General features: G+C 64.4%; 18 protein-coding genes and 1 pseudogene. 6 read left to right on the top strand and 13 right to left on the bottom strand.

What is annotated here, in order from left to right; all coding sequences use genetic code 11:
* Nucleotides 1-13 precede the first annotated feature (13 nt).
* Entirely contained in the window at nt 14-715 is a 702-nt protein-coding gene (locus EDE08_RS31325; RefSeq protein WP_061878860.1) for a fumarylacetoacetate hydrolase family protein, read from the top strand.
* Nucleotides 716-794: 79 nt separating this feature from the next.
* On the opposite strand, the gene EDE08_RS31330 is transcribed toward EDE08_RS31325, so the two are convergent.
* The 3 genes from EDE08_RS31330 to EDE08_RS31335 form a co-directional block, all read right to left on the bottom strand.
* On the bottom strand, nt 795-1,724 hold the full coding sequence (locus EDE08_RS31330; RefSeq protein WP_131872948.1) for an aspartyl/asparaginyl beta-hydroxylase domain-containing protein: 930 nt from the start codon (nt 1,722-1,724) through the stop codon (nt 795-797).
* Nucleotides 1,725-1,870: 146 nt separating this feature from the next.
* Complete coding sequence (locus tag EDE08_RS38670) at nt 1,871-2,026, bottom strand: hypothetical protein (RefSeq protein ID WP_162832013.1); 156 nt, start codon at nt 2,024-2,026, stop codon at nt 1,871-1,873.
* Nucleotides 2,027-2,172: 146 nt separating this feature from the next.
* Nucleotides 2,173-3,096 carry a LysR family transcriptional regulator gene (locus EDE08_RS31335; protein WP_131872950.1) on the bottom strand — a complete coding sequence of 308 codons (924 nt, stop codon included), beginning with the start codon at nt 3,094-3,096 and terminating at the stop codon, nt 2,173-2,175.
* Nucleotides 3,097-3,309: 213 nt separating this feature from the next.
* Here EDE08_RS31335 and EDE08_RS31340 point away from each other — a divergent pair, with 213 nt between their 5' ends.
* The 3 genes from EDE08_RS31340 to EDE08_RS31350 are packed head-to-tail and all read left to right on the top strand — an operon-like array spanning nt 3,310 to nt 5,531.
* Complete coding sequence (locus tag EDE08_RS31340; protein ID WP_131872952.1) at nt 3,310-4,020, top strand: SDR family NAD(P)-dependent oxidoreductase; 711 nt, start codon at nt 3,310-3,312, stop codon at nt 4,018-4,020.
* Nucleotides 4,021-4,036: 16 nt separating this feature from the next.
* The gene (locus EDE08_RS31345; RefSeq protein WP_165936285.1) at nt 4,037-4,273 is read left to right on the top strand and encodes a tautomerase family protein; all 237 of its coding nucleotides are present in this window, start codon (nt 4,037-4,039) and stop codon (nt 4,271-4,273) included.
* Between the two features lie 28 nt (nt 4,274-4,301).
* Nucleotides 4,302-5,531 (top strand): YbfB/YjiJ family MFS transporter, encoded by a 1,230-nt coding sequence (locus tag EDE08_RS31350; RefSeq protein WP_131872956.1) that lies wholly within the window; start codon nt 4,302-4,304, stop codon nt 5,529-5,531.
* A gap of 18 nt (nt 5,532-5,549) precedes the next feature.
* Here EDE08_RS31350 and EDE08_RS31355 read toward each other — a convergent pair whose 3' ends face one another.
* The 4 genes from EDE08_RS31355 to EDE08_RS31370 form a co-directional block, all read right to left on the bottom strand.
* The gene (locus EDE08_RS31355; RefSeq protein WP_131872958.1) at nt 5,550-7,010 is read right to left on the bottom strand and encodes a flavin-containing monooxygenase; all 1,461 of its coding nucleotides are present in this window, start codon (nt 7,008-7,010) and stop codon (nt 5,550-5,552) included.
* A gap of 160 nt (nt 7,011-7,170) precedes the next feature.
* Nucleotides 7,171-8,592, bottom strand: a complete 1,422-nt coding sequence (gene ahcY, locus EDE08_RS31360) for an adenosylhomocysteinase (RefSeq protein ID WP_126255762.1) — start codon at nt 8,590-8,592, stop codon at nt 7,171-7,173.
* A 79-nt stretch (nt 8,593-8,671) separates the two neighbouring features.
* Nucleotides 8,672-9,868 carry a methionine adenosyltransferase gene (gene metK / locus EDE08_RS31365; RefSeq protein WP_061878852.1) on the bottom strand — a complete coding sequence of 399 codons (1,197 nt, stop codon included), beginning with the start codon at nt 9,866-9,868 and terminating at the stop codon, nt 8,672-8,674.
* A gap of 60 nt (nt 9,869-9,928) precedes the next feature.
* The gene (locus EDE08_RS31370) at nt 9,929-11,284 is read right to left on the bottom strand and encodes a hypothetical protein (protein WP_061878907.1); all 1,356 of its coding nucleotides are present in this window, start codon (nt 11,282-11,284) and stop codon (nt 9,929-9,931) included.
* Between the two features lie 117 nt (nt 11,285-11,401).
* Here EDE08_RS31370 and EDE08_RS39220 point away from each other — a divergent pair.
* Nucleotides 11,402-11,616, top strand: a pseudogene (locus EDE08_RS39220) (caspase family protein); the annotation flags it as partial.
* Nucleotides 11,617-11,784: 168 nt separating this feature from the next.
* On the opposite strand, the gene EDE08_RS31375 reads toward EDE08_RS39220, so the two are convergent.
* The 6 genes from EDE08_RS31375 to EDE08_RS31400 all read right to left on the bottom strand — a co-directional run bounded on the left by EDE08_RS31375 (nt 11,785) and on the right by EDE08_RS31400 (nt 17,737).
* Nucleotides 11,785-12,903, bottom strand: coding sequence for a cobalamin-independent methionine synthase II family protein (locus tag EDE08_RS31375; RefSeq protein ID WP_131872960.1), 1,119 nt, complete (start codon nt 12,901-12,903; stop codon nt 11,785-11,787).
* A gap of 74 nt (nt 12,904-12,977) precedes the next feature.
* On the bottom strand, nt 12,978-13,694 hold the full coding sequence (locus tag EDE08_RS31380) for an ABC transporter ATP-binding protein (protein ID WP_131872962.1): 717 nt from the start codon (nt 13,692-13,694) through the stop codon (nt 12,978-12,980).
* Nucleotides 13,687-14,442: an ABC transporter ATP-binding protein gene (locus EDE08_RS31385; RefSeq protein WP_131872964.1), complete on the bottom strand. Its 756-nt coding sequence runs from the start codon at nt 14,440-14,442 to the stop codon at nt 13,687-13,689. Before EDE08_RS31385 ends, EDE08_RS31380 begins: the two co-directional genes overlap by 8 nt.
* On the bottom strand, nt 14,439-15,467 hold the full coding sequence (locus EDE08_RS31390; RefSeq protein WP_131872966.1) for a branched-chain amino acid ABC transporter permease: 1,029 nt from the start codon (nt 15,465-15,467) through the stop codon (nt 14,439-14,441). The genes EDE08_RS31385 and EDE08_RS31390 overlap by 4 nt, the downstream gene beginning before the upstream one ends.
* 8 nt (nt 15,468-15,475) lie before the next feature.
* A complete protein-coding gene (locus EDE08_RS31395) occupies nt 15,476-16,345 on the bottom strand; it encodes a branched-chain amino acid ABC transporter permease (RefSeq protein WP_131872968.1) in 870 nt (289 codons plus the stop codon).
* Between the two features lie 201 nt (nt 16,346-16,546).
* Nucleotides 16,547-17,737, bottom strand: coding sequence for an ABC transporter substrate-binding protein (locus EDE08_RS31400; RefSeq protein WP_131872969.1), 1,191 nt, complete (start codon nt 17,735-17,737; stop codon nt 16,547-16,549).
* Between the two features lie 498 nt (nt 17,738-18,235).
* On the opposite strand from EDE08_RS31400, the gene EDE08_RS31405 reads away from it, so the two are divergent.
* Nucleotides 18,236-18,520, top strand: coding sequence for a hypothetical protein (locus tag EDE08_RS31405; RefSeq protein WP_131872971.1), 285 nt, complete (start codon nt 18,236-18,238; stop codon nt 18,518-18,520).
* Nucleotides 18,521-18,547 lie beyond the last annotated feature (27 nt).

The following is an 18,547-nucleotide window of genomic DNA, read 5'->3' on the forward strand; positions in this document are numbered from 1 at the left end:
CGCGAGACCTTACATGAACGCCGCCTCCTACGTCATCCCGCTTCCGCCCCAGGCTTCGCTTCCCGTCGTCGGCGAGAGCGGCCGTTATCCGGTGCGCCGCATCTGGTGCGTCGGCCGCAATTATCTCGAGCACATCCGCGAGATGGGCAATGACGAGCGCGCCCCGCCGTTCTTCTTCGCCAAGCACGCCGACATGCTGGTGCCCGATGGCGCCACTATTCCCTATCCGCCGCTGACCAAGGACCTGCATCACGAGGTCGAACTGATCGTCGCGATGAAGAGCGGCGGCCTCAACATCCCCGCCGACAAGGCGCTGGACCACGTCTACGGCTACGCCGTCGGCATCGATCTCACCCGCCGCGACCTCCAGATCGCCTCGCGCAAGAAGGAGCGTCCCTGGGAGATCGGCAAGTCGTTCGACTATTCGGCGCCCTGCTCCGCGATTCAGCCGGCCTCGAAAATCGGCCATCCTTCCAAGGGCAAGATCTGGCTGACGGTCAACGGCAAGGAAGCGCAGAAGGGCGACCTCACCGAGCTGATCTGGAACGTGCCCGAAATCATCTGGCAACTCTCGCAGCAGGTGAAGCTCGCCGCCGGCGACATCATCATGACCGGCACGCCCGCCGGCGTGTCGCAGCTCCAACCCGGCGACAAGCTTGAATGCGGCGTCGACGGCGTCGGCACGCTGAAGGTGAGCATCGGCCAGCCGGAGTAGCAGCGGCGAACATCCCAAAGCAAAAGCCCCGGAGCACGCTCCGGGGCTTTCCATTTCGCGAAGGCGCATCGCCGCCCGATCAACGCAGCGCGGACCACACGATGAGGCCGAGGATCAGCGCCGTCAGCGAGTATTTCAGCGTGTAGTAGACGTTGCGGTTCCACTCCTTGACCTTGCGGCTGGCGAGATGGATCTCGTAGAGCTTGCCGAACATCTTGTTGAGCACGCCGACATTCTCGCCATCGACGTTCTGAGTCGCCGACGCCTTGACGATGTGATGGCTGACCCAGCGGTTGATCGCGGTCATGAAGCCGTACTTCATCGGACGCTCGACATCGCAGAACAGGATGATGCGGTTGACGTCGGTCGCATTCTCGGCGCTGTGGATGAAGGTCTCGTCGAACATGAAGGCCTCACCGTCGCGCCAGACGCATTCGACGCCGTCGACGAGAATCCGGCACTTGTTCGAGTTCGGGGTGACGAGGCCAAGATGATAGCGCAGCGAGCCCGCGAAGGGATCGCGGTGGGCACCGAGCTTGCCGCCCGGGGGCAGCATCGCGAACATCGCGCCGTGCACGCTCGGGATCGCGTTCAGGAGCTCCACCGTCTTCGGGCACAGCGTGCGTGCCGAGGGCAGGAAGTCGTCGTACCATTTCAGGTAAAACCGCTTCCAACCGCTCTTGAAGAACGAGTAGAAGCCCCAATCGTTGTTCCTCGCCGCGGCGCGAATGAAGCCTTCGTCGAACAGGCGCACCGCCTCGTCTCGGATGGTCTCCCAATTCTCGCTGAGGGGCTTCAGCTCCGGAAACTGCTCGACCGGGATCACCGGCTTGTTCGGCACGGCCGAGCCGGCGTACATCAGCACGTTGTAGGGCGCGAGATAGGTCGAGTGATCGCCGAGTTGGCGCGCGAAGCGCAGCCGCTGCTTGCCGCGGTAGTGAACGTAAATCGTCGAGGCCGCCAGCACATAAAGAATGACAAGTTGCGGCGCAAAAAGCTGTTTCAGCATTTCCCCAGTTCCCAAGTGAACCCAGCCGGGGACGTCATCTACTCCGGCCGGGCCCGAGCGACAAGATATTCACCGGAGGGTTGCAATCACGCTGGGGAGAGCGTTCGGCCGGGAACTCGGGGTTGAAAGGGCCGGAACCGTCCGAATCAAGCCCGCGACAGCGCCTGCAGCCCCTTGAAGGTCAGGCGCTTGGGATCGGTGACGCCGGCCAGGTAGAGGCGGCGGATGAAGGCGATGACGGCCTCGCGGTCGCAATCGGTCAGCGCGACGACGGCGTCGACCGCGATCTTCTGGGCTTCCATTGGGCTCACCTCGGCTTTGCGAGTAACCCCGGCCGAGACAGGCTAGGACTCATCCGTTAAATCGGCGTTAACCGTTTTGGAACCCTCGCCGATTCAGCCGGGCCGCCGTATACGCAAAACAACGCATTGCGGGGGCGCGAAGCGGCTCAGCGCGCCTTGATGCTCTTCTTCAGGAGCGCAAACTGCTTCTTCAGCCGGGGCACCGCGAAGTCGGTGAAGGCCCGCACCTTCGGCACCGAGAGCCGGCCCTTCGGGCAGATCAAATGCGCGGGCATCTCCGGGTCCTCGTCGCCGGCCAGGACGATCTCGAGCTCGCCGCGCGCGACCTGTTCGGCGACCTGGTACGAATACATCCGCGCCACGCCCCGCCCGGCGACGGCGGAGGCCACTGCCGCATAGGTGCTGTTGACGACGAGCCGCGGGGTGAACTGCACCGAGCGCGGCACCGATGAAGCCGCCTGTGGCGCGAAGGTCCAGGAATTGGGCAGATGCGCCATGGCGACGATCTGGTGCTTGGCGAGATCGCCGGGCTCGGCGATGCGCGGATGCTGCTTCAGATAGCGTGGCGCTGCCACCACGACGCGGCTGATCTCTCCGACCCGCATGCCAATCATCGCCGAATCCGCCAAGGGACCGATGCGAAGCGCGACGTCGATCCCCTCCTCGATCAGATTGACCGCGCGATCGAACAGCAGGAGCTTTGCCGACACGGTGGGATAGGCATCGAGAAACGCATCCAGAATCGGCCGCAAGACCATCTCCCCCGAGACCACGGGAGCCGTGATCGTGAGCAGGCCGCGCGGCGCCGTACGCGGTCCGGCCGCGATGTCGTCGGCTTCCTCCAGCTCGGCGAGCACACGGCGGCAGATCGCGGCATAGCGCTCCCCCTCCTCGCTCAGCTTGATCGAGCGCGTGGTCCGGTGCAGCAATTCGGCGCCCACGCGTTCTTCCAGAAAGGCGATGGCCCGGCTCACCGCGGCCGGCGAGCGGCCGAGTTTGCGTCCTGCGGCGGCCAAGCTGCCTTCGTCCACGGCCAGGACGAACACATTCATCGCATCCAGACGATCCATTCCCTTCCCGTCTTGCTCTGAGCTTCCGCTCGCAGGCTAGGCGTTCGCCGCAACCTCGACAACTACCGCCGGGCGCCGGCCCCGCATTCGTTCGCGCGGCGAAAGACTGTGTGCCGGACAGCGGCTATTCGCGACCGGGCCGCCGCGGCGTACCTCAGCACGCAAGCCAGCCGCCGCTGGCGCAGATCTCAAAGCCAACAACAGGAGCCCATCATGGGTATCGAGCAGAAGGTCGCCATCGTCACCGGTGCATCGCAGGGTATCGGCGCCGCCCTGGTCCAGGGTTTTCGCGATCGCAACTACCGCATCGTCGCCACGGCGCGCTCCATCAAGCCGTCTGGTGACGATGATGTCCTCGCCGTTCCCGGCGACATCGCCGACCGCTCCACTGCCGAGCGCGTCGTCTCGCAGGCGATCGCCCGCTTCGGCCGGGTCGACACGCTGGTCAACAACGCCGGCATCTTCGTCGCAAAGCCGTTCACGCAATACACGGCCGAGGACTATGCGGCGGTGATGGGAACGAACGTCGCGGGCTTCTTCAACATCACGCAGCTCGCCATCGCCGAGATGGAGAAGCAGGGATCCGGCCACGTGGTGCAGATCACGACCACGCTGGCGGATCAAGCCAATTCCAACGTGCCATCCGTGCTGGCCTCGCTGAGCAAGGGCGGGCTGAACGCTGCGACCAGATCGCTCGCGATCGAGTACGCCAAGCGCGGCATCCGCGTGAACGCGGTCTCACCCGGCATCATCAAGTCGCCGATGCATCCGGTCGCGACGCATGCGCAGCTCGGTGCGCTGCACCCGGTCGGCCACATGGGCGAGATGTCCGACATCGTCGATGCGGTGCTCTATCTCGAGGGGGCCTCCTTCGTCACCGGCGAAATCCTGCATGTCGACGGCGGCCAGAGCGCCGGCCATTGAGACGAGGAGAAGCACGATGCCCATCGTCACCATTCAAGTCACCCGCGAGGGAACGACGCCGGAAGCGGCGTCGCTCACTGCGGAGGAGAAGGCCGCGCTGATCAAGGGCTCGAGCCAGCTCCTGCTCGACGTGCTCGGCAAGCCGTTCGATTCCACCTTTGTGGTGATCGAGGAAGTGGACACCGACAATTGGGGCTGGGGCGGCCTGCCGGTGCGGGAATTCAGGCGCAGCCGCGCCGCCCGGACAGGATGATCCGCGCCCCCTCGCGCAGGAGGATGACATGACCAACGCAGACACGAAGCGACACCTCGAGACCCACCCGCAACCGCGGCCGGACTCGGCCTCACGAACAACCTGGCGGTATGCCGTGGCGGGTTTGTCCGCATCGCTGGTCGGGCTTGGCCTCGCCCGCTTCTCCTACACGCCGCTGATCCCGGCTTTGATCGCCGCAAAATGGTTCAGCGCATCCGACGTCGTCTATCTCGGCGCTGCGAACCTCGCCGGCTATCTCGCCGGCGCGCTCGCAGCACGAGCGCTTGCCACCCGCATCGGCGCGGTCCGCGCGTTACGGGCGATGATGCTGCTCGCCACCCTCTCCTTCCTCGCCAGTTCGGCCCCGCTGTCGTTCAGCTGGTTTTTCGCGTGGCGCTTCCTCGCCGGCCTCACCGGCGGCATCATCATGGTGCTGGCGGCGTCCGTCATTCTGCCACATACATCGGCCGCACGGCGCGGCATCGTCGGCGGTGTGATCTTCGCAGGCGTCGGCCTCGGCGTCGCGGCATCGGGCACGCTGGTGCCATTGTTGCTGCAACAGGGTTTACAGCAGAGCTGGTATGGCCTCGGCATGCTGTCCGCCCTGCTCACGCTCGCAAGTTGGTGGAACTGGCCTGCTGAGATCAAGGCCGATGCTGCGCCTTCGCATCCAGCCAAACCTCATCGCGTCTCGCCGGCCGCCCGCGCGCTGCTGGTTCAGTACGGCCTCAACGCCGTGGCGCTGGTGCCGCACATGGTCTTTATCGTCGACTTCGTGGCGCGCGGCCTTGGCCAGGGCATTGCCGCGGGATCGCGCTATTGGGTGCTGTACGGTCTCGCCGCGATCGTCGGCCCGTTGATCACTGGTCATGTCGGTGACCGCTCGGGTTTCGGCCCGGCCCTGCGCGCGGCCTTCCTGATCGAGGCGGCAGCCGTGCTGCTGCCAACCGTCAGCACCGCGCCGGTTTCATTGATCGTGTCGAGCGTCGTGGTCGGCGGCTTCACGCCAGGCATCGTACCGCTGGTGCTGGGTCGCATCCATGAGCTCGTGCCTCACTCCAGCCTACAGCAACGCGCGATATGGAGCCATGCCACCACCAGCTTTGCGCTGTTCCAGGCGACCGCCGCTTACGGCTTCTCCTGGATCTACGCCCAGACGGGCGGCGACTACCTGTTGCTGTTCGGCCTCGGCGGCGGCGCAGCGGTGCTGGCGCTCGCGATCGATCTTGGGTTCGCGCTCACGACACGCAAGGCATAGAGGCGATCGGCGGCGCGATCAGGAATATTGCATCACACCGTCGTCGATCCGGCCGAAGCGCAGGGAGACGATGTCGAGCGCGTAGTTCTGGTGCAGCCGCCACGGCCGCTTGGAACCCTGCTTCGGCAGTTTTGCCACCGAGCGCTGCACGTAGCCCGAGGTGAAATCGAGCGAGGGCTGCGCGGTGATCTCGGGGTCGTCATTGTGCGGCATGCACTGGCGGAAATTATACCGGTCCATGTAGTTGATGAGCCGGCAGACATATTCGCAGGTGAGATCGCATTTCAGCGTCCAGGATGCATTGGTGTAGCCGAACGCCGAAGCCATGTTGGGCACGTCGGCATACATCATGCCCTTGTAGGTCAGCGTATTGGCGAAATCGACGGTGCGGCCGTCGACACTGACATCGAGACCGCCGACGACCTGGAGCACCAGCCCGGTCGCCGTCACGATGATGTCGGCCGCAAGCTCGCTTCCGTCCTTCAGACGGATGCCGTCGCGGGTAAACGTGTCGATCTCGCTGGTGACGACGGAGGCGCGCTGCTCGCGGATCGCCTTGAACAGATCGCCGTCGGGAACAAGGCATAGCCGCTGGTCCCAGGGATTGTAGCGGGGCGTGAAATGTGTGGCGACGTCATAGCCGGGGCCAAGCGCCATCTGCACGCCTTTGAGGATGAGGTCCTTCACCTTCGCGGGCCGGCGCCGGCTGAGCTGGAAGAAGAACATCCCCCACATCACGTTGCGCCAGCGGATCAGATGATAGGCGAGCTGCGCCGGCAGATTGCGGCGCAATTTGTTGGCGAGGGGATCCTGAGCAGGGCGCGACACCACATAGGTCGGCGAACGCTGAAGCATGGTGACCTGCGCCGCTTTCTTGGCGAGTTCCGGCACGAGGGTCACCGCTGTGGCGCCCGAGCCGATCACGACGACACGCTTGCCCGCGTAGTCGATGTCCTCGGTCCACTTCTGCGGATGCACGATGCGGCCGGCGAAATCCGCCGTGCCCTTGAACTCCGGCGTGTAGCCCGCTTCGTATTTGTAATAGCCCGAGCACAGAAATAAGAAATTGCAGGTGAACCGCACGAGCTCGGTCGCGCCCTCGCCCGAGATGCGCTCGGCCTCGACGGTCCAGCGTGCATCAGGCGTCGACCACGACGCGCGCTTGACGCGATGATGATAGCGGATGTGCCTGTCGATGCCGTTCTCGGCCGCGGTCTCGCGCACATAGTTCAGGATCTGCGGCCCGTCGGCGATCGCCTTCGGATCCGTCCACGGCTTGAACGAGTATCCGAGCGTGAACATGTCGCTGTCGGAGCGGATGCCGGGATAGCGGAACAGGTCCCAGGTGCCGCCGATGCAGTCGCGCCCCTCGAGGATGACGTAGCTCTTGGTCGGACACCTGGTCTGCAAATGATATCCCGCGCCGATGCCGGACAGGCCGGCACCGACGATGAGGACGTCGACATGTTCTGGTTGCATGGTTTCCTCCGCCGCCGGCGAGTGTCTGCCCGCCGCTGCTGGCCGTCAATTGGCAATCAGCCGTGCAGCAACTAAAAGGCGAGCCGAATTCCATGCGCCGAAAACAACGAAGCCCCGGACCGCTCCGGGGCTTCGCGTCGAGATCGATCGAACCAGCAGATCAGTACCGGTAGTGATCCGACTTGTACGGACCTTCCTGCTTCACGCCGATATAGTCGGCCTGGTCCTTGCGCAGCTCGGTGAGCTTCACGCCGATCTTGGCGAGGTGCAGACGGGCGACCTTCTCGTCGAGCGTCTTCGGCAGCACGTAGACCTTCTTCTCGTACTTGCCGTCCTTGTTGTTGGCGAACAGCTCGATCTGCGCCAGCGTCTGGTTGGTGAAGGATGCCGACATCACGAAGGACGGATGGCCCATGGCGTTGCCGAGGTTCACGAGGCGGCCTTCCGACAGCATGATGATGCGATGCTTGTCGGGGAATTCGATCTCGTCGACCTGCGGCTTGATGTTGGTCCACTTCAGATTGCGGAGCGCCGCGATCTGGATCTCGTTGTCGAAGTGACCGATGTTGCAGACGATGGCGCGATCCTTCATCGCGCGCATGTGCTCGATGGTGATGATGTCCTTGTTGCCGGTGGCGGTGACGAAGATGTCGGCGCGGGGCGCGGCGTCTTCCATGGTCACGACCTCGTAGCCCTCCATCGCGGCCTGCAGGGCGCAGATCGGATCGACTTCCGACACCATGACGCGGCAGCCGGCCTGGCGCAGCGAGGCGGCCGAGCCCTTGCCGACGTCGCCGAAGCCGGCGACCATCGCCACCTTGCCCGACAACATCACATCGGTGCCGCGGCGGATGCCGTCGACCAGCGATTCCCGGCAGCCATAGAGGTTGTCGAACTTCGACTTGGTGACGCTGTCGTTGACGTTGATGGCCGGCCACAGCAGCGTGCCCGCCTTCTGCATGTCATAGAGACGATGCACGCCCGTGGTGGTCTCCTCGGACACGCCCTTGATGCTCTTGGCGATGGCGGCGAAGTAACCCTTCGGCTTCTCCTTGAGCTGCTTCTTCAAAAGCGCGAAGAAGACTTCCTCTTCCTCGGAGCCGGGCTTGTCGAGGAAGGCGGCGTCGCCGTTCTCGGCGCGCAGACCGAGATGGACGTACATGGTGGCGTCACCGCCGTCGTCGAGGATCATGTTCGGGTGACCGCCGCCGTGCCAGTCGAACAGCTTCGCGGTATAGTCCCAGTACTCGGTCAGCGTCTCGCCCTTGACGGCAAAGACGGGAATGCCGGCGGCCGCGATCGCGGCGGCAGCGTGATCCTGCGTCGAATAGATGTTGCAGGAGACCCAGCGGATGTCGGCGCCGAGCGCGGCCAACGTCTCGATCAGCACGCCGGTCTGGATCGTCATGTGCAGCGAGCCGGCGATCCGCGCGCCCTTCAGCGGCTGCTTCGGGCCGTACTCCTCGCGGGTGGCCATCAGGCCGGGCATCTCGGTCTCGGCCAGCGAGAGCTCCTTGCGGCCGAAATCGGCGAGCGAAATGTCCTTGACGATGTAATCGGTGAAGCCGGGCTTCGCGTTCATAGGGGGTTCCTGTTTGTTGGCTGGTCATTCCGGGACGCTCGTGAAACGAGCGAACCCGGATGACGCAAGAGAACTAGAACTAGAGTGCGCGCTTGAGCGGCTCGACGAGATCGGTCTTCTCCCAGGAGAAGCCGCCCTCGTTGTCGGGCGTCCGGCCGAAATGGCCGTAGGCAGACGTCCGCGCGTAGATCGGGCGGTTGAGGTCGAGATGGCTGCGGATGCCGCGCGGCGTCAGATCCATCGCCTGCGCCGCCGCCTTCTCGAGCTGATCCTCCGACACCTTGCCGGTGCCGTGGGTGTCGATGTAGATCGACAGCGGACGCGCGACACCAATGGCGTAGGCGAGCTGGAGCGTGCAGCGGTCGGCAAGACCGGCCGCGACGATGTTCTTGGCGACGTAGCGCGCAGCGTAGGCCGCCGAGCGGTCGACCTTGGTCGGATCCTTGCCGGAGAACGCGCCGCCGCCGTGCGGGGCCGCGCCGCCATAGGTGTCGACGATGATCTTGCGGCCGGTCAGGCCGGTGTCGCCGTCGGGACCGCCGATGAAGAACTTGCCGGTCGGATTGATGTGCCAGATCGTCTTCGGCGTGATCCAGTCCCTCGGCAGCGCCTCACGCACATAGGGCTCGACGATGTCGCGGATTTGCTTGGAGGTGAGGTCCTCGACCAGATGCTGGTGCGAGACCACGATCTCGCGCACGGCGACCGGCTTGCCGTTCTCGTACTGCACGGTGACCTGGCTCTTGGAATCCGGGCCCAGCACCTTCTCCTTGCCGGAGTGACGGGCTTCGGAGATCAGGCGCAGGATCTTGTGGGCGTAGAAGATCGGCGCCGGCATCAGGTCGGGCGTCTCGTTGGTGGCGTAACCGAACATGATGCCCTGGTCGCCCGCGCCTTCTTCCTTGACCTCGCCCGGCTGAAGCGCATCGACGCCCTGGGCGATGTCGGCCGACTGCGGATGCAGGAGGATCTCGATGTCGCAGGTCTTCCAGTGGAAGCCCTCCTGCTCGTAGCCGATGTCCTTGATCGCGCCCCGGACGACGCTCTCGATCTGCTCGTTGGTCACCGACTCCGGACCGCGAGTCTCGCCGGCGATCACCACCTTGTTGGTGGTTGCGAGCGTCTCGCAGGCGGCGCGGATGGCCCACGGATCGATGCCCGCCTTCGGCCCTTCGCGATAGAACAGGTCGACGATCTCGTCGGAGATCCGGTCACAGACCTTGTCCGGATGGCCCTCGGACACGGACTCGCTGGTGAAGAGATAGGACGCGCGCATCAGTAACCCCTTGTTCCGCCGCTAGCCGGCGGGCGTTTGCGATGTTTACCTTTAATGATGTCAATCACGCCGGCGCGAGATGACGTAGGATTCGTCGAGAAACCAGAGCCCATTGTACTTTCGCAGCACGTCCCTGGCGGCGTCCAGGGTGCGGCTGTTTTGAGTCATTTCCGTCAACCGGTCGTCCTCAATCTGAGCGACATACACTGCCGCATTCCACGCTGCAAAGGCCGTCGAGGTTCCGATAGTGCCCGTGACCTCGTTGGGCAGAGCTTCCATATCATACCTGAAGATCGAACGGTTGTCCGCGTAGGCATTAAAATTTAAGTCGCGGCCCACCGATCCAAGTTCATACTTAACTGCGCGCAATAGCTCATGACGGCTCACTGAGAAAGGGTTTTCTCCCGGCCAGATCGCCTGGATCATTTCCATGCCCGGATCCTGGCCGTGGGAGTGGATTCCGATCAGCCGCCCCCCCGGTCGAAGCGCCCGCGCCAGGGGGGCAATGATGCGCTTGGCCCGGAAATTGACCGAGGACAGGGCCCGGTAGGGCTGGGAAGCGATGACGAGGTCGAAATTGGCCTCGGCCTGGCCCGGCCGCGGAATGGTCGCATCCAGAAGAAACCTGTGGTCCTCGCGATAGAGCACGAGGACGACGGGCCGCTCGTAGAGCGGCATGGCGGTGCGGGGGCTGATCGCGGCGCGCCAGTTCTGCTCCAGGAATGGCCTCAGCTCCGCGATCTGCTGCTCGAACTCGCCCGACGAAGCGCCGCGGAGCGGCACCTCGTGCCAGACGGTAGCGGCCGCCGCAGCCGGCGATGCCGGCGTGAGCCAGGGCGCCTCCGCGTAAAACATGTTGGTGAAGACGAATACCGATGCCGGATGCTCGAAAATGCGATCCGGCACCTTTTCCAGGGTCAGGCGCAGGTCCTCCAGACTGAGCTCCTTGCCGGCGACATAGAACGGCATGTGCGGAAAGCGCTGATGCGTTGCGCGCAGCACCCGCGCCAGCACCGTGCCGTCGCCGACGCCGGCATCGAACAGGCGCAAGGCCGGCGGGCGCGGATGGATGGAGGCCAGTTCCAGCGCGACCCTGTCTGCGATCACTCGCTTTTCGCTGCAGGTGTGGACGAACAGCAGGTATTTCTGGCGGTTCTCGAAGAACCGGAAATTGCCGCGTGGATCGCGCTTTTCGGGCGGGACCTGAAGTCCCCGCGGCGGCGGCATGCCGCCGGCGATCGATGCGGCCATATAGGCCTGGATCCGCTCCAGGGTGTCGATGGTGATGCGTTTCCCCTCGCGCAGGCGATGCACCAGCTTCCCATCATTCACCGCGCGCCGGCCGAACGTCGATTCCGCCATGTCCGCCTTGCGGCAGAACTCCGTGATCTGGCTCAGGATTTCGTCGTTCTTCATCGGGTGGGACACAGTGGGCAGAAAGATTGGGCTCCATGTCCTAGCAAATTCTGCCCACTCAGGGAATAGCGTATACGTCCGGCGCCCCGTTCCGTCCGCGGCGAGCCGCCGCTGATGGGCTACGCGACCGCGCCAGGAGAGGTTCCACCCGACGGCGAAGGCGCGAGCTCGCGGTGCTCCGCCGCTCTCGCGCCAACTCGGCACGCCGGGCGTGGAGGCGCAGAAGATGTTGAGGCGGGTGCAGGCTGAGGTTGGTGTCGGCCACGAAGAACAATCAGGTGCCGTGGTCGAACTCGCCGCTGCTGGGGGAGGTCGATCGGGCGGAGCGGTGAGATGCTCTCGTGCCCCGGACGCAGCGCAGCGCCTCTTCAGCGGTGCGCTGCAGAGCCGGGGCCCATATCTCCGAAGAGCAAGTCGAGCAGCATGGATCCCGGCTCTGCGCAGCAACGCAAGAGCGTTGCAGCGCGTCCGGGACACGAGTGAGCCTTAGCTGCGGAGACTTACTGGCCCCACACTTCCTTCGCGATCTCGACGGCAAGGCTGAGCTTGGCCCATTGCTCCTCCTCGGAGAGGACGTTGCCCTCTTCCGTCGAGGCAAAGCCGCATTGCGGCGAGAGTGCGAGTTGCTCCAGCGGGGCGAACTTGGCGGCCTCTTCCAGGCGGCGCTTGATGTCGTCCTTCTTCTCGAGCTCACCGAACTTCGAGGTGATGACGCCGACCACGACGACCTTGTTGCCCTTGGGCAGGAAGCGCAGCGGCTCGAAGCCGCCGGCGCGGTCGCTGTCGTATTCGAGGAAGTAACCGTCGTAATTGGTGCCGGCGAGCATGGTCTCGGCCACCGGCTCGTAGCCGCCCGAGGAGATCCAGGTGGAGCGGAAATTACCGCGGCAGACATGCGTCGTCACCACCATGTCGGCTGGCTTCTCGGCCAGCGCGTAGTTGATGATGCGCGCATAGATCTGCTGGAGACCTTCGGGATCGTCGCCGCGCTCACGCGCCTTCTGCAATTCGTCCTGCGAGCAGAGATAGGCCCAGACGGTATCGTCGAACTGGAGATAGCGGCAGCCGGCGTCATAGAAGGCCTTCACCGCCTTGCGATAGGTCTTGCCGAGATCCTCGTAGAACGCATCGAGATCGGGATAGACGTCCTTGGAGATCGACTTGCGGCCGCCGCGGAAGTGGAGCACCGCCGGCGACGGGATCGTCATCTTGGCCGTGACGTGGGCCTGGTCGGCGTATTTCTTCAGGAAGCGGAAGTGGTCCAGCATCGGGTGGTTGTCGGGGAAGTCGAGCTTGCCGATGACGCGGACCGCATCGTGGCGGGTCTGCACGCCCGCGAACTGGATGCCGGTGTCGGGGTGGAACAGCTCGCAGCCGGTGAGCTTGGCCAGGAAGTCGAAATGCCACCAGGAGCGGCGGAATTCACCGTCGGTCGCGAGCTTCAGGCCAATCGAGGCCTGCTTGTGCACGACCTTCTCGATCTCCAAATCCTCGATCTTGCGCAGATCGTCGGCCGAGATCTCGCCCTTCTCGAGCCTGGCGCGCGCCTCCTTGATCTTGGCCGGACGCAGGAGACTGCCGACCTCGTCGGCGCGGAAGGGGGCTCTGGTTCGCTGCATTTTCTGTTTCTCCCGAAATTTCAGTCGGCGCTCGTTGTACTCCTTCTCCTCGCAAGCGGGGAGAGGCGAAGAAATCAGTGGACCGCTGCCCCTGCGACGCCGAGGTGGCGTTCCAGGACCGAGGGATCGGCCTTCAGCGCGTCACTCGGGGCGTCGTGGACGATCGTTCCGCGCTCCAATATCACAACGCGGTCGGCGAGCCCCAGAATCTTTTGGGCATTCTGCTCGACGATGATCGAGCAGATGCCGCCCGCCCGGGTGATGGTCCCGATCGCCTTGAGCAGCTCCTCGACGATGATGGGGGCGAGGCCCTCGGTCGGCTCGTCCAGCAGCAGGACCTTCGGATTGAGGGTCAGCGCGCGGCCGATCGCCAGCATCTGCTGCTCGCCGCCGGAGAGCTGGTTGCCAAAGTTGCTGCGCCGTTCCTTCAGCCGCGGGAACATCTCGTAGACCTTCTCGACGGTCCAGGGGCCGGGCTGCGCCACCGCCGTCATGTTCTCTTCCACCGTCAGCGAGCGGAAGATGTTGCGCTCCTGCGGCACCCAGCCGATGCCGGCACGGGCCCGCTGGTCGGGACGCAGCGTCGTGACGTCGGCGCCGGCGAGCGCGATCGAGCCGGAGAAGCGGCGGGTGACGCCGACGATGGAGTTGATCAGCGTGGTCTTGCCAGTGCCGTTGCGGCCGAGCAGCGCCAGCACCTGGCCCTCGGCGAGGCGCAGGGACATGTTGGGCAGGACCACCGCCTCGCCATAGCCGGCGCGCAAGGAATCGATCGCGAGCAGGTCAGACATTGACCGCCTCCTCGCCGAGATAGACAGCCTTCACCTGCGGATCGCGCGCGACCTGTTCGGGCGGCCCCTCGGTGAGCAGCGCGCCCGAGACCAGCACCGAGATGCGGTCGGCGAAGGAGAACACGAGATCCATGTCGTGTTCGATCAGGAGCACGGTAACGTCGCGCGGCAGGCTGCCTACGACGGCGAGAATGTCATGGCGCTCGCTCTCGGGCACGCCGGCGGCGGGCTCGTCGAGCAGCAGCACGCGCGGCTTGGCGGCGATGGCGACCGCAATCTCGAGCAGGCGCTGCTTGCCGTAGGGCAGCGTCACCGTCTGTTCGTTCATGACGTCGAGCAGGTGGAAGCGCGCCAGCAGTTCGGCAATCTCGTCATTGACGTCATTGCGCGTGCCCATCCGTCGCCACCAGTCGCCGCCATGGCCGAGACGCTCGGAAACGGCAAGGCCGATGGTCTCGAGCGGGGTCAGGTCGGGATAGAGCTGGTTGATCTGGAAGGTGCGCGACAGGCCGCGCAGCACGCGCCTGTGCACCGGCAGATCGGTGATGTCCTGGCCTTCGAGCAGGATGCGGCCCGAGTTCGGCTTGAGCACCCCGGTGAGCTGGTTGATCACCGTGGTCTTGCCCGCGCCGTTCGGGCCGATCAGCGCGTGGCGGGCGCCCTGCTCGATCCTCAAGGACAAATCGCGGGTGACGCGCAGGCCGCCGAACTGCTTTTCGAGATTCTTCGTTTCGAGCGCGATGGTCATGCGTCGCTCTCCGGCACGGCAACGACGGCCTTGCGCCCGGAGAGCTGCTTGATCACCAGATTCGGCACATACAGTACCCAGCGATGCAGCCGCTGGCGGCCGACCAGAACGATCACGACCAGCACGAGCCCGATCCAGAACTGCCAGTATTGCGGCGTGATGGTCGAGAACAATTCCTGGAGCATGCGGAACACCACCGCGCCGATCAGCCCGCCATAGAGATAGCCGGTGCCACCGATCACGAGCACCAGCATCAAGTCGGCGGATCGCTCGAAAGCGAACACATCGAGCGAGGCGATCGCAGTGGTCTGGGTGAACAGCGCGCCCGCGATGCCGGCATAGAACGCAGCCAGCGTGTAGATCGCGATCAGGCGGCGGTTGACCGGAATGCCGATGGCGGCGGCCCGGAGCGGATTGTTCTTGATCGCGCGCAGCGACAGGCCGAACGGCGAATGCACGACACGGCGGGCGAACAGGAACAGCAGGAACAGGACAGCCAGCGAATAGAAGAAGCCGGCCTTGCCGAACATGTCGAAGGGGATCACGCCGAAGATCGGCTGCATCTCGATGCCCTGCAGGCCGTCGGTGCCGCCGGTGATGTTGGAGAAGCGCTCGGCGAGCGCCTCAAGCAGCAACGCGATGCCGAGCGTGACCATCAGCCGGGTCAGGTCGACGCCACGGATCACCAGGAAGCTGGTGGCAAAGCCGAGCACCATCGCGGCCAGGCCGGCGACGATCAGCGCCAGCACGGGCTCGTTGACGATGCCCTGGAGCGCAAGAAGTCCCGCGGCATAGGCGCCAACGCCGAAGAACGCGGCGTGGCCGAGCGAGACGATGCCGGCGTAGCCGAGGATGAGATCGAGCGACATCGTGAACAGCGCCAGCCGCAGGATGTCGGTCATGATCAGGTAGCGCGAGGGAAAGGCGAAGCCGCAGGCCAGCACGATCAGCCAGAAGGCGATTTCGCCATAGTGCCAGCGCGCTTGGCGCTGGGCGTGATAACCGACGTCGGAAGCAGCGCTCATGGGCGAACTCAACGCGCGGCCGTGCGGCCGAACAGGCCGTTCGGACGCCAGATCAGGATCACGATCATCATGGTGTAGATCACGAACGGCCCCATCTTCGGCACGTAATATTTGCCGGCGACGTCGCCGATGCCGAGCAGGAGCGAGGCCAGGAACGGGCCGGTGATCGAAGAGGAGCCGCCCACGGTGACCACGATCAGGAAGTAGATCATGAACTTCAGCGGAAAATACGGGTCGAGGCCGAGGATCTCGGCGCTGAGTGCGCCGCCGAGGCCGGCGAGCCCGCATCCGAATGCGAACGTGAAGGCGAACACCTGCGGCACGTTGATGCCGAGGCCGCTGGCGGCGCGCGGGTCATCGACCGCGGCGCGCAGGCGGCTGCCGAAGCGCGTCTTGGCCAGCACTATCTGAAGCGCGATGGTGAGCAGGCCGCAGATCACGATGATCATCAGCCGGTAGCGGCCGATGCCGACGCCGAACAGGTCGAACTGGCCCTGGAGCGCGGCCGGCAAATTGATGAAGACGCGCGAGGAGCCCTGGATGTAGTCCACGGCCGCCACCGACATGAAGGTCAGGCCGATCGTGAACAGAACCTGGTCGAGATGGCTGCGCGCATAGAGGTGGCGGTACAGCGTGCGTTCGAGCACAATACCGATTGCAGCCGAAGAAACGAAAGCGAGCGGCAGGGCGGCGAAGAACGGCCAGCCCATCCGGTTGACCAGCACCATGCAGACATAGCCGCCGGCCATGGCGAAGGCGCCGTGGGCGAGATTGACGAAGTTCATCAGGCCGAGCGTGACCGCGAGCCCGCAGGCGAGCACGAACAGCAGCATGCCGTAGGCAACGCCGTCGAACAGGTTGGTGAGGATTGCGGTCATCGGGGGCCGGGAATTATTTCAGGTTTAGCCAAGTGCCTTACTGCGCTCCCTCCCCCGCTTGCGGGGGAGGGTTGGGGAGAGGGTGCTTCAACGACGAAGACTCCCCCAGAGAAGACAACCCTCACCCGGCACTTTGCGCCGACCTCTCCCGCAAGCGGGAGAGGTAAGAGGCGCGCCCCCGGGATGACGCGCTTTCGCGCGTCACTTCTTGGTCTTGCCGAGGTCCTTGACGGCTTCGAAGGTCGCGAACTCGACGTTGTAGAGCTCGCCGTCGACCTTCTCGACCTTGCGGATGTAGATGTTCTGCACGATGTCACGGGTCTCGGGATCGATCGAGATCGGGCCGCGCGGGCTTTCCCACTTCATCCCCTTCATGGCCTCGACAAGCTTGGTGCCGTCCGTGTCGCCGCCGGTCTTCTTCAGCGCCTCGTAGATCAGATGGATGCCGTCATAACCGCCCACGGCCATGAAGCCCGGACGGTTGCCGAAGGCCTTCTTGTAGGCTGCGACGAAATCCTTGTTCATCTGCGAGGGATGCGCGGCAGAATAGAGGTGCGCGGTGACGGTGCCGAGCACGGCATCGCCCATGTTGTTGAGAAGGTCGTCGTCGGTGACGTCGCCGGGCCCGATCACCTTGATGCCGGCCTTGTCGAGGCCGCGCTCGGCATACTGTTTCATGAAGTTGCCGCCCTGGCCCGCCGGCACGAATACGAAGATCGCGTCGGGCTTGGCGTCCTTCATGCGCTGCAGGAACGGCGCGAAGTCAGGATTTTGCAAGGGCACCTTGACCTCTTCGACCACCTCGCCACCGCCGGCGGTGAAATGCTGCTTGAAGAAGTTGAGCGCGTCATTGCCCGGCGCGTAGTCCGAAGTCAGGGTCGCGACCTTCTTGATGCCGTTCTTCACCGCCCAGTCGCCGATGATGGTCGATGACTGCGCCAGCGTGAAGCTGGTGCGCACGATATAGGGCGAGCGCTCGGTGATGATGGAAGTGCCGGCTGCCATCACGACCTCCGGAATCTTGGCCTGCGTGGCGAGCGGCGCGGCAGCGAGCGCGGCCGGAGTCACGCCGAAGCCGGCGATAAAGTTGACCTTGTCGTTAACGATCAGCTCCTGCGCGGCGGTCTTGGTCTTGTCCGGGATCGCAGCATCGTCCTTGACGATGATCTCGATCTTCTTGCCGGCGACGGTGTCGCCCTTCTGCTGCATGTAGAGCTTGATCGCGTTCTCGATCTGCTTGCCGGTCGAAGCCTGGCCGCCGGTCATCGGCAGGATCAGACCGATCTTGACGCTGTCCTGGGCCTTCGCAGGCGCGAGGCCGGCAAGGCCTGCAATGGCCGCAACCGCGGCGGCCCAAGTCGCCTTATGCGACAGTTGTTTGCGTTCGAACATCAGATGTCCCTCCCCTTCATTCCTGACTCTTGTGCCCTGGACCGAGTGCCCGGCCCTTGCCTTCACCTTAGCTGCCGCAAGTGCTCGGCGGCGCCACATGGGCGTCTTTCGCGCCCTGCTTGTCAATCGGACGTTCGGCGGCCCTTCGGCACAGCCCGAGTGTCCAGAAGACCGATCGACTGGACACGGTGCCACCGCATCGGAGTAGCTCGAGCACCGCCTTCATTTGTACGAATGTACAAACAAAATGGACTTGTCAACGAAAACCCCTGCCCGCGGACCAAGCCATGTTGTCGCGAGCCTCGCACCAAGTCCAGAAATGCGAAGGATCGCGCGCATGGAGGATTTCGCCTTTCTTTTGCAGAATCTGTACATTCACGCCCCTCACTCGGGCGCAACTCGGTAACAAATTACCTACCTCGAATAAGTCTATTTTACCTTGTTGAAGGCTACGCTTCTTCCTGCCGAACTGGCGTCTAATCACCGAACGCGTACACCATGCCCAAGACTCTTCGTTCCGCCCTCGTCCTCGTTGCGCTCGCCGCGGGGTTGTCCGGCTGCGGGACGGTTAACGAAAAACTCTCCGCCGGCGTGGGCGACTACGTCCCGCAATGGGCCGGCGGCCTGCCCGCTGATGCTCCGCCACGACCGGGCACGCCGCAATACGACGCATACATGAAGGAACGCGAACGCAAGCGCCTGCTGCCGGCCGCGGATCGCGAGAAGGAAGAGCAGGCCCAGAAGGGCACAACGGGGACGGCGTCGGCTGGCGCGGGGCGGTAGGAGAGCGAATGGCGAATAGGGAGTAGC

The sequence above is a fragment of the Bradyrhizobium sp. R2.2-H genome (genome assembly GCF_004346455.1).
GTDB classification, from domain to species: Bacteria; Pseudomonadota; Alphaproteobacteria; order Rhizobiales; family Xanthobacteraceae; genus Bradyrhizobium; species Bradyrhizobium diversitatis.

Bases quoted from the DNA above. Each gene is read 5' to 3' on its own strand.
- EDE08_RS31325 (WP_061878860.1), top strand. From the start codon at position 14: ATGAACGCCGCCTCCTACGTCATCCCGCTTCCGCCCCAGGCTTCGCTT.
- EDE08_RS31330 (WP_131872948.1), bottom strand. From the start codon at position 1,724: ATGCTGAAACAGCTTTTTGCGCCGCAACTTGTCATTCTTTATGTGCTG.
- EDE08_RS38670 (WP_162832013.1), bottom strand. From the start codon at position 2,026: ATGGAAGCCCAGAAGATCGCGGTCGACGCCGTCGTCGCGCTGACCGAT.
- EDE08_RS31335 (WP_131872950.1), bottom strand. From the start codon at position 3,096: ATGGATCGTCTGGATGCGATGAATGTGTTCGTCCTGGCCGTGGACGAA.
- EDE08_RS31340 (WP_131872952.1), top strand. From the start codon at position 3,310: ATGGGTATCGAGCAGAAGGTCGCCATCGTCACCGGTGCATCGCAGGGT.
- EDE08_RS31345 (WP_165936285.1), top strand. From the start codon at position 4,037: ATGCCCATCGTCACCATTCAAGTCACCCGCGAGGGAACGACGCCGGAA.
- EDE08_RS31350 (WP_131872956.1), top strand. From the start codon at position 4,302: ATGACCAACGCAGACACGAAGCGACACCTCGAGACCCACCCGCAACCG.
- EDE08_RS31355 (WP_131872958.1), bottom strand. From the start codon at position 7,010: ATGCAACCAGAACATGTCGACGTCCTCATCGTCGGTGCCGGCCTGTCC.
- ahcY (WP_126255762.1), bottom strand. From the start codon at position 8,592: ATGAACGCGAAGCCCGGCTTCACCGATTACATCGTCAAGGACATTTCG.
- metK (WP_061878852.1), bottom strand. From the start codon at position 9,868: ATGCGCGCGTCCTATCTCTTCACCAGCGAGTCCGTGTCCGAGGGCCAT.
- EDE08_RS31370 (WP_061878907.1), bottom strand. From the start codon at position 11,284: ATGAAGAACGACGAAATCCTGAGCCAGATCACGGAGTTCTGCCGCAAG.
- EDE08_RS31375 (WP_131872960.1), bottom strand. From the start codon at position 12,903: ATGCAGCGAACCAGAGCCCCCTTCCGCGCCGACGAGGTCGGCAGTCTC.
- EDE08_RS31380 (WP_131872962.1), bottom strand. From the start codon at position 13,694: ATGTCTGACCTGCTCGCGATCGATTCCTTGCGCGCCGGCTATGGCGAG.
- EDE08_RS31385 (WP_131872964.1), bottom strand. From the start codon at position 14,442: ATGACCATCGCGCTCGAAACGAAGAATCTCGAAAAGCAGTTCGGCGGC.
- EDE08_RS31390 (WP_131872966.1), bottom strand. From the start codon at position 15,467: ATGAGCGCTGCTTCCGACGTCGGTTATCACGCCCAGCGCCAAGCGCGC.
- EDE08_RS31395 (WP_131872968.1), bottom strand. From the start codon at position 16,345: ATGACCGCAATCCTCACCAACCTGTTCGACGGCGTTGCCTACGGCATG.
- EDE08_RS31400 (WP_131872969.1), bottom strand. From the start codon at position 17,737: ATGTTCGAACGCAAACAACTGTCGCATAAGGCGACTTGGGCCGCCGCG.
- EDE08_RS31405 (WP_131872971.1), top strand. From the start codon at position 18,236: ATGCCCAAGACTCTTCGTTCCGCCCTCGTCCTCGTTGCGCTCGCCGCG.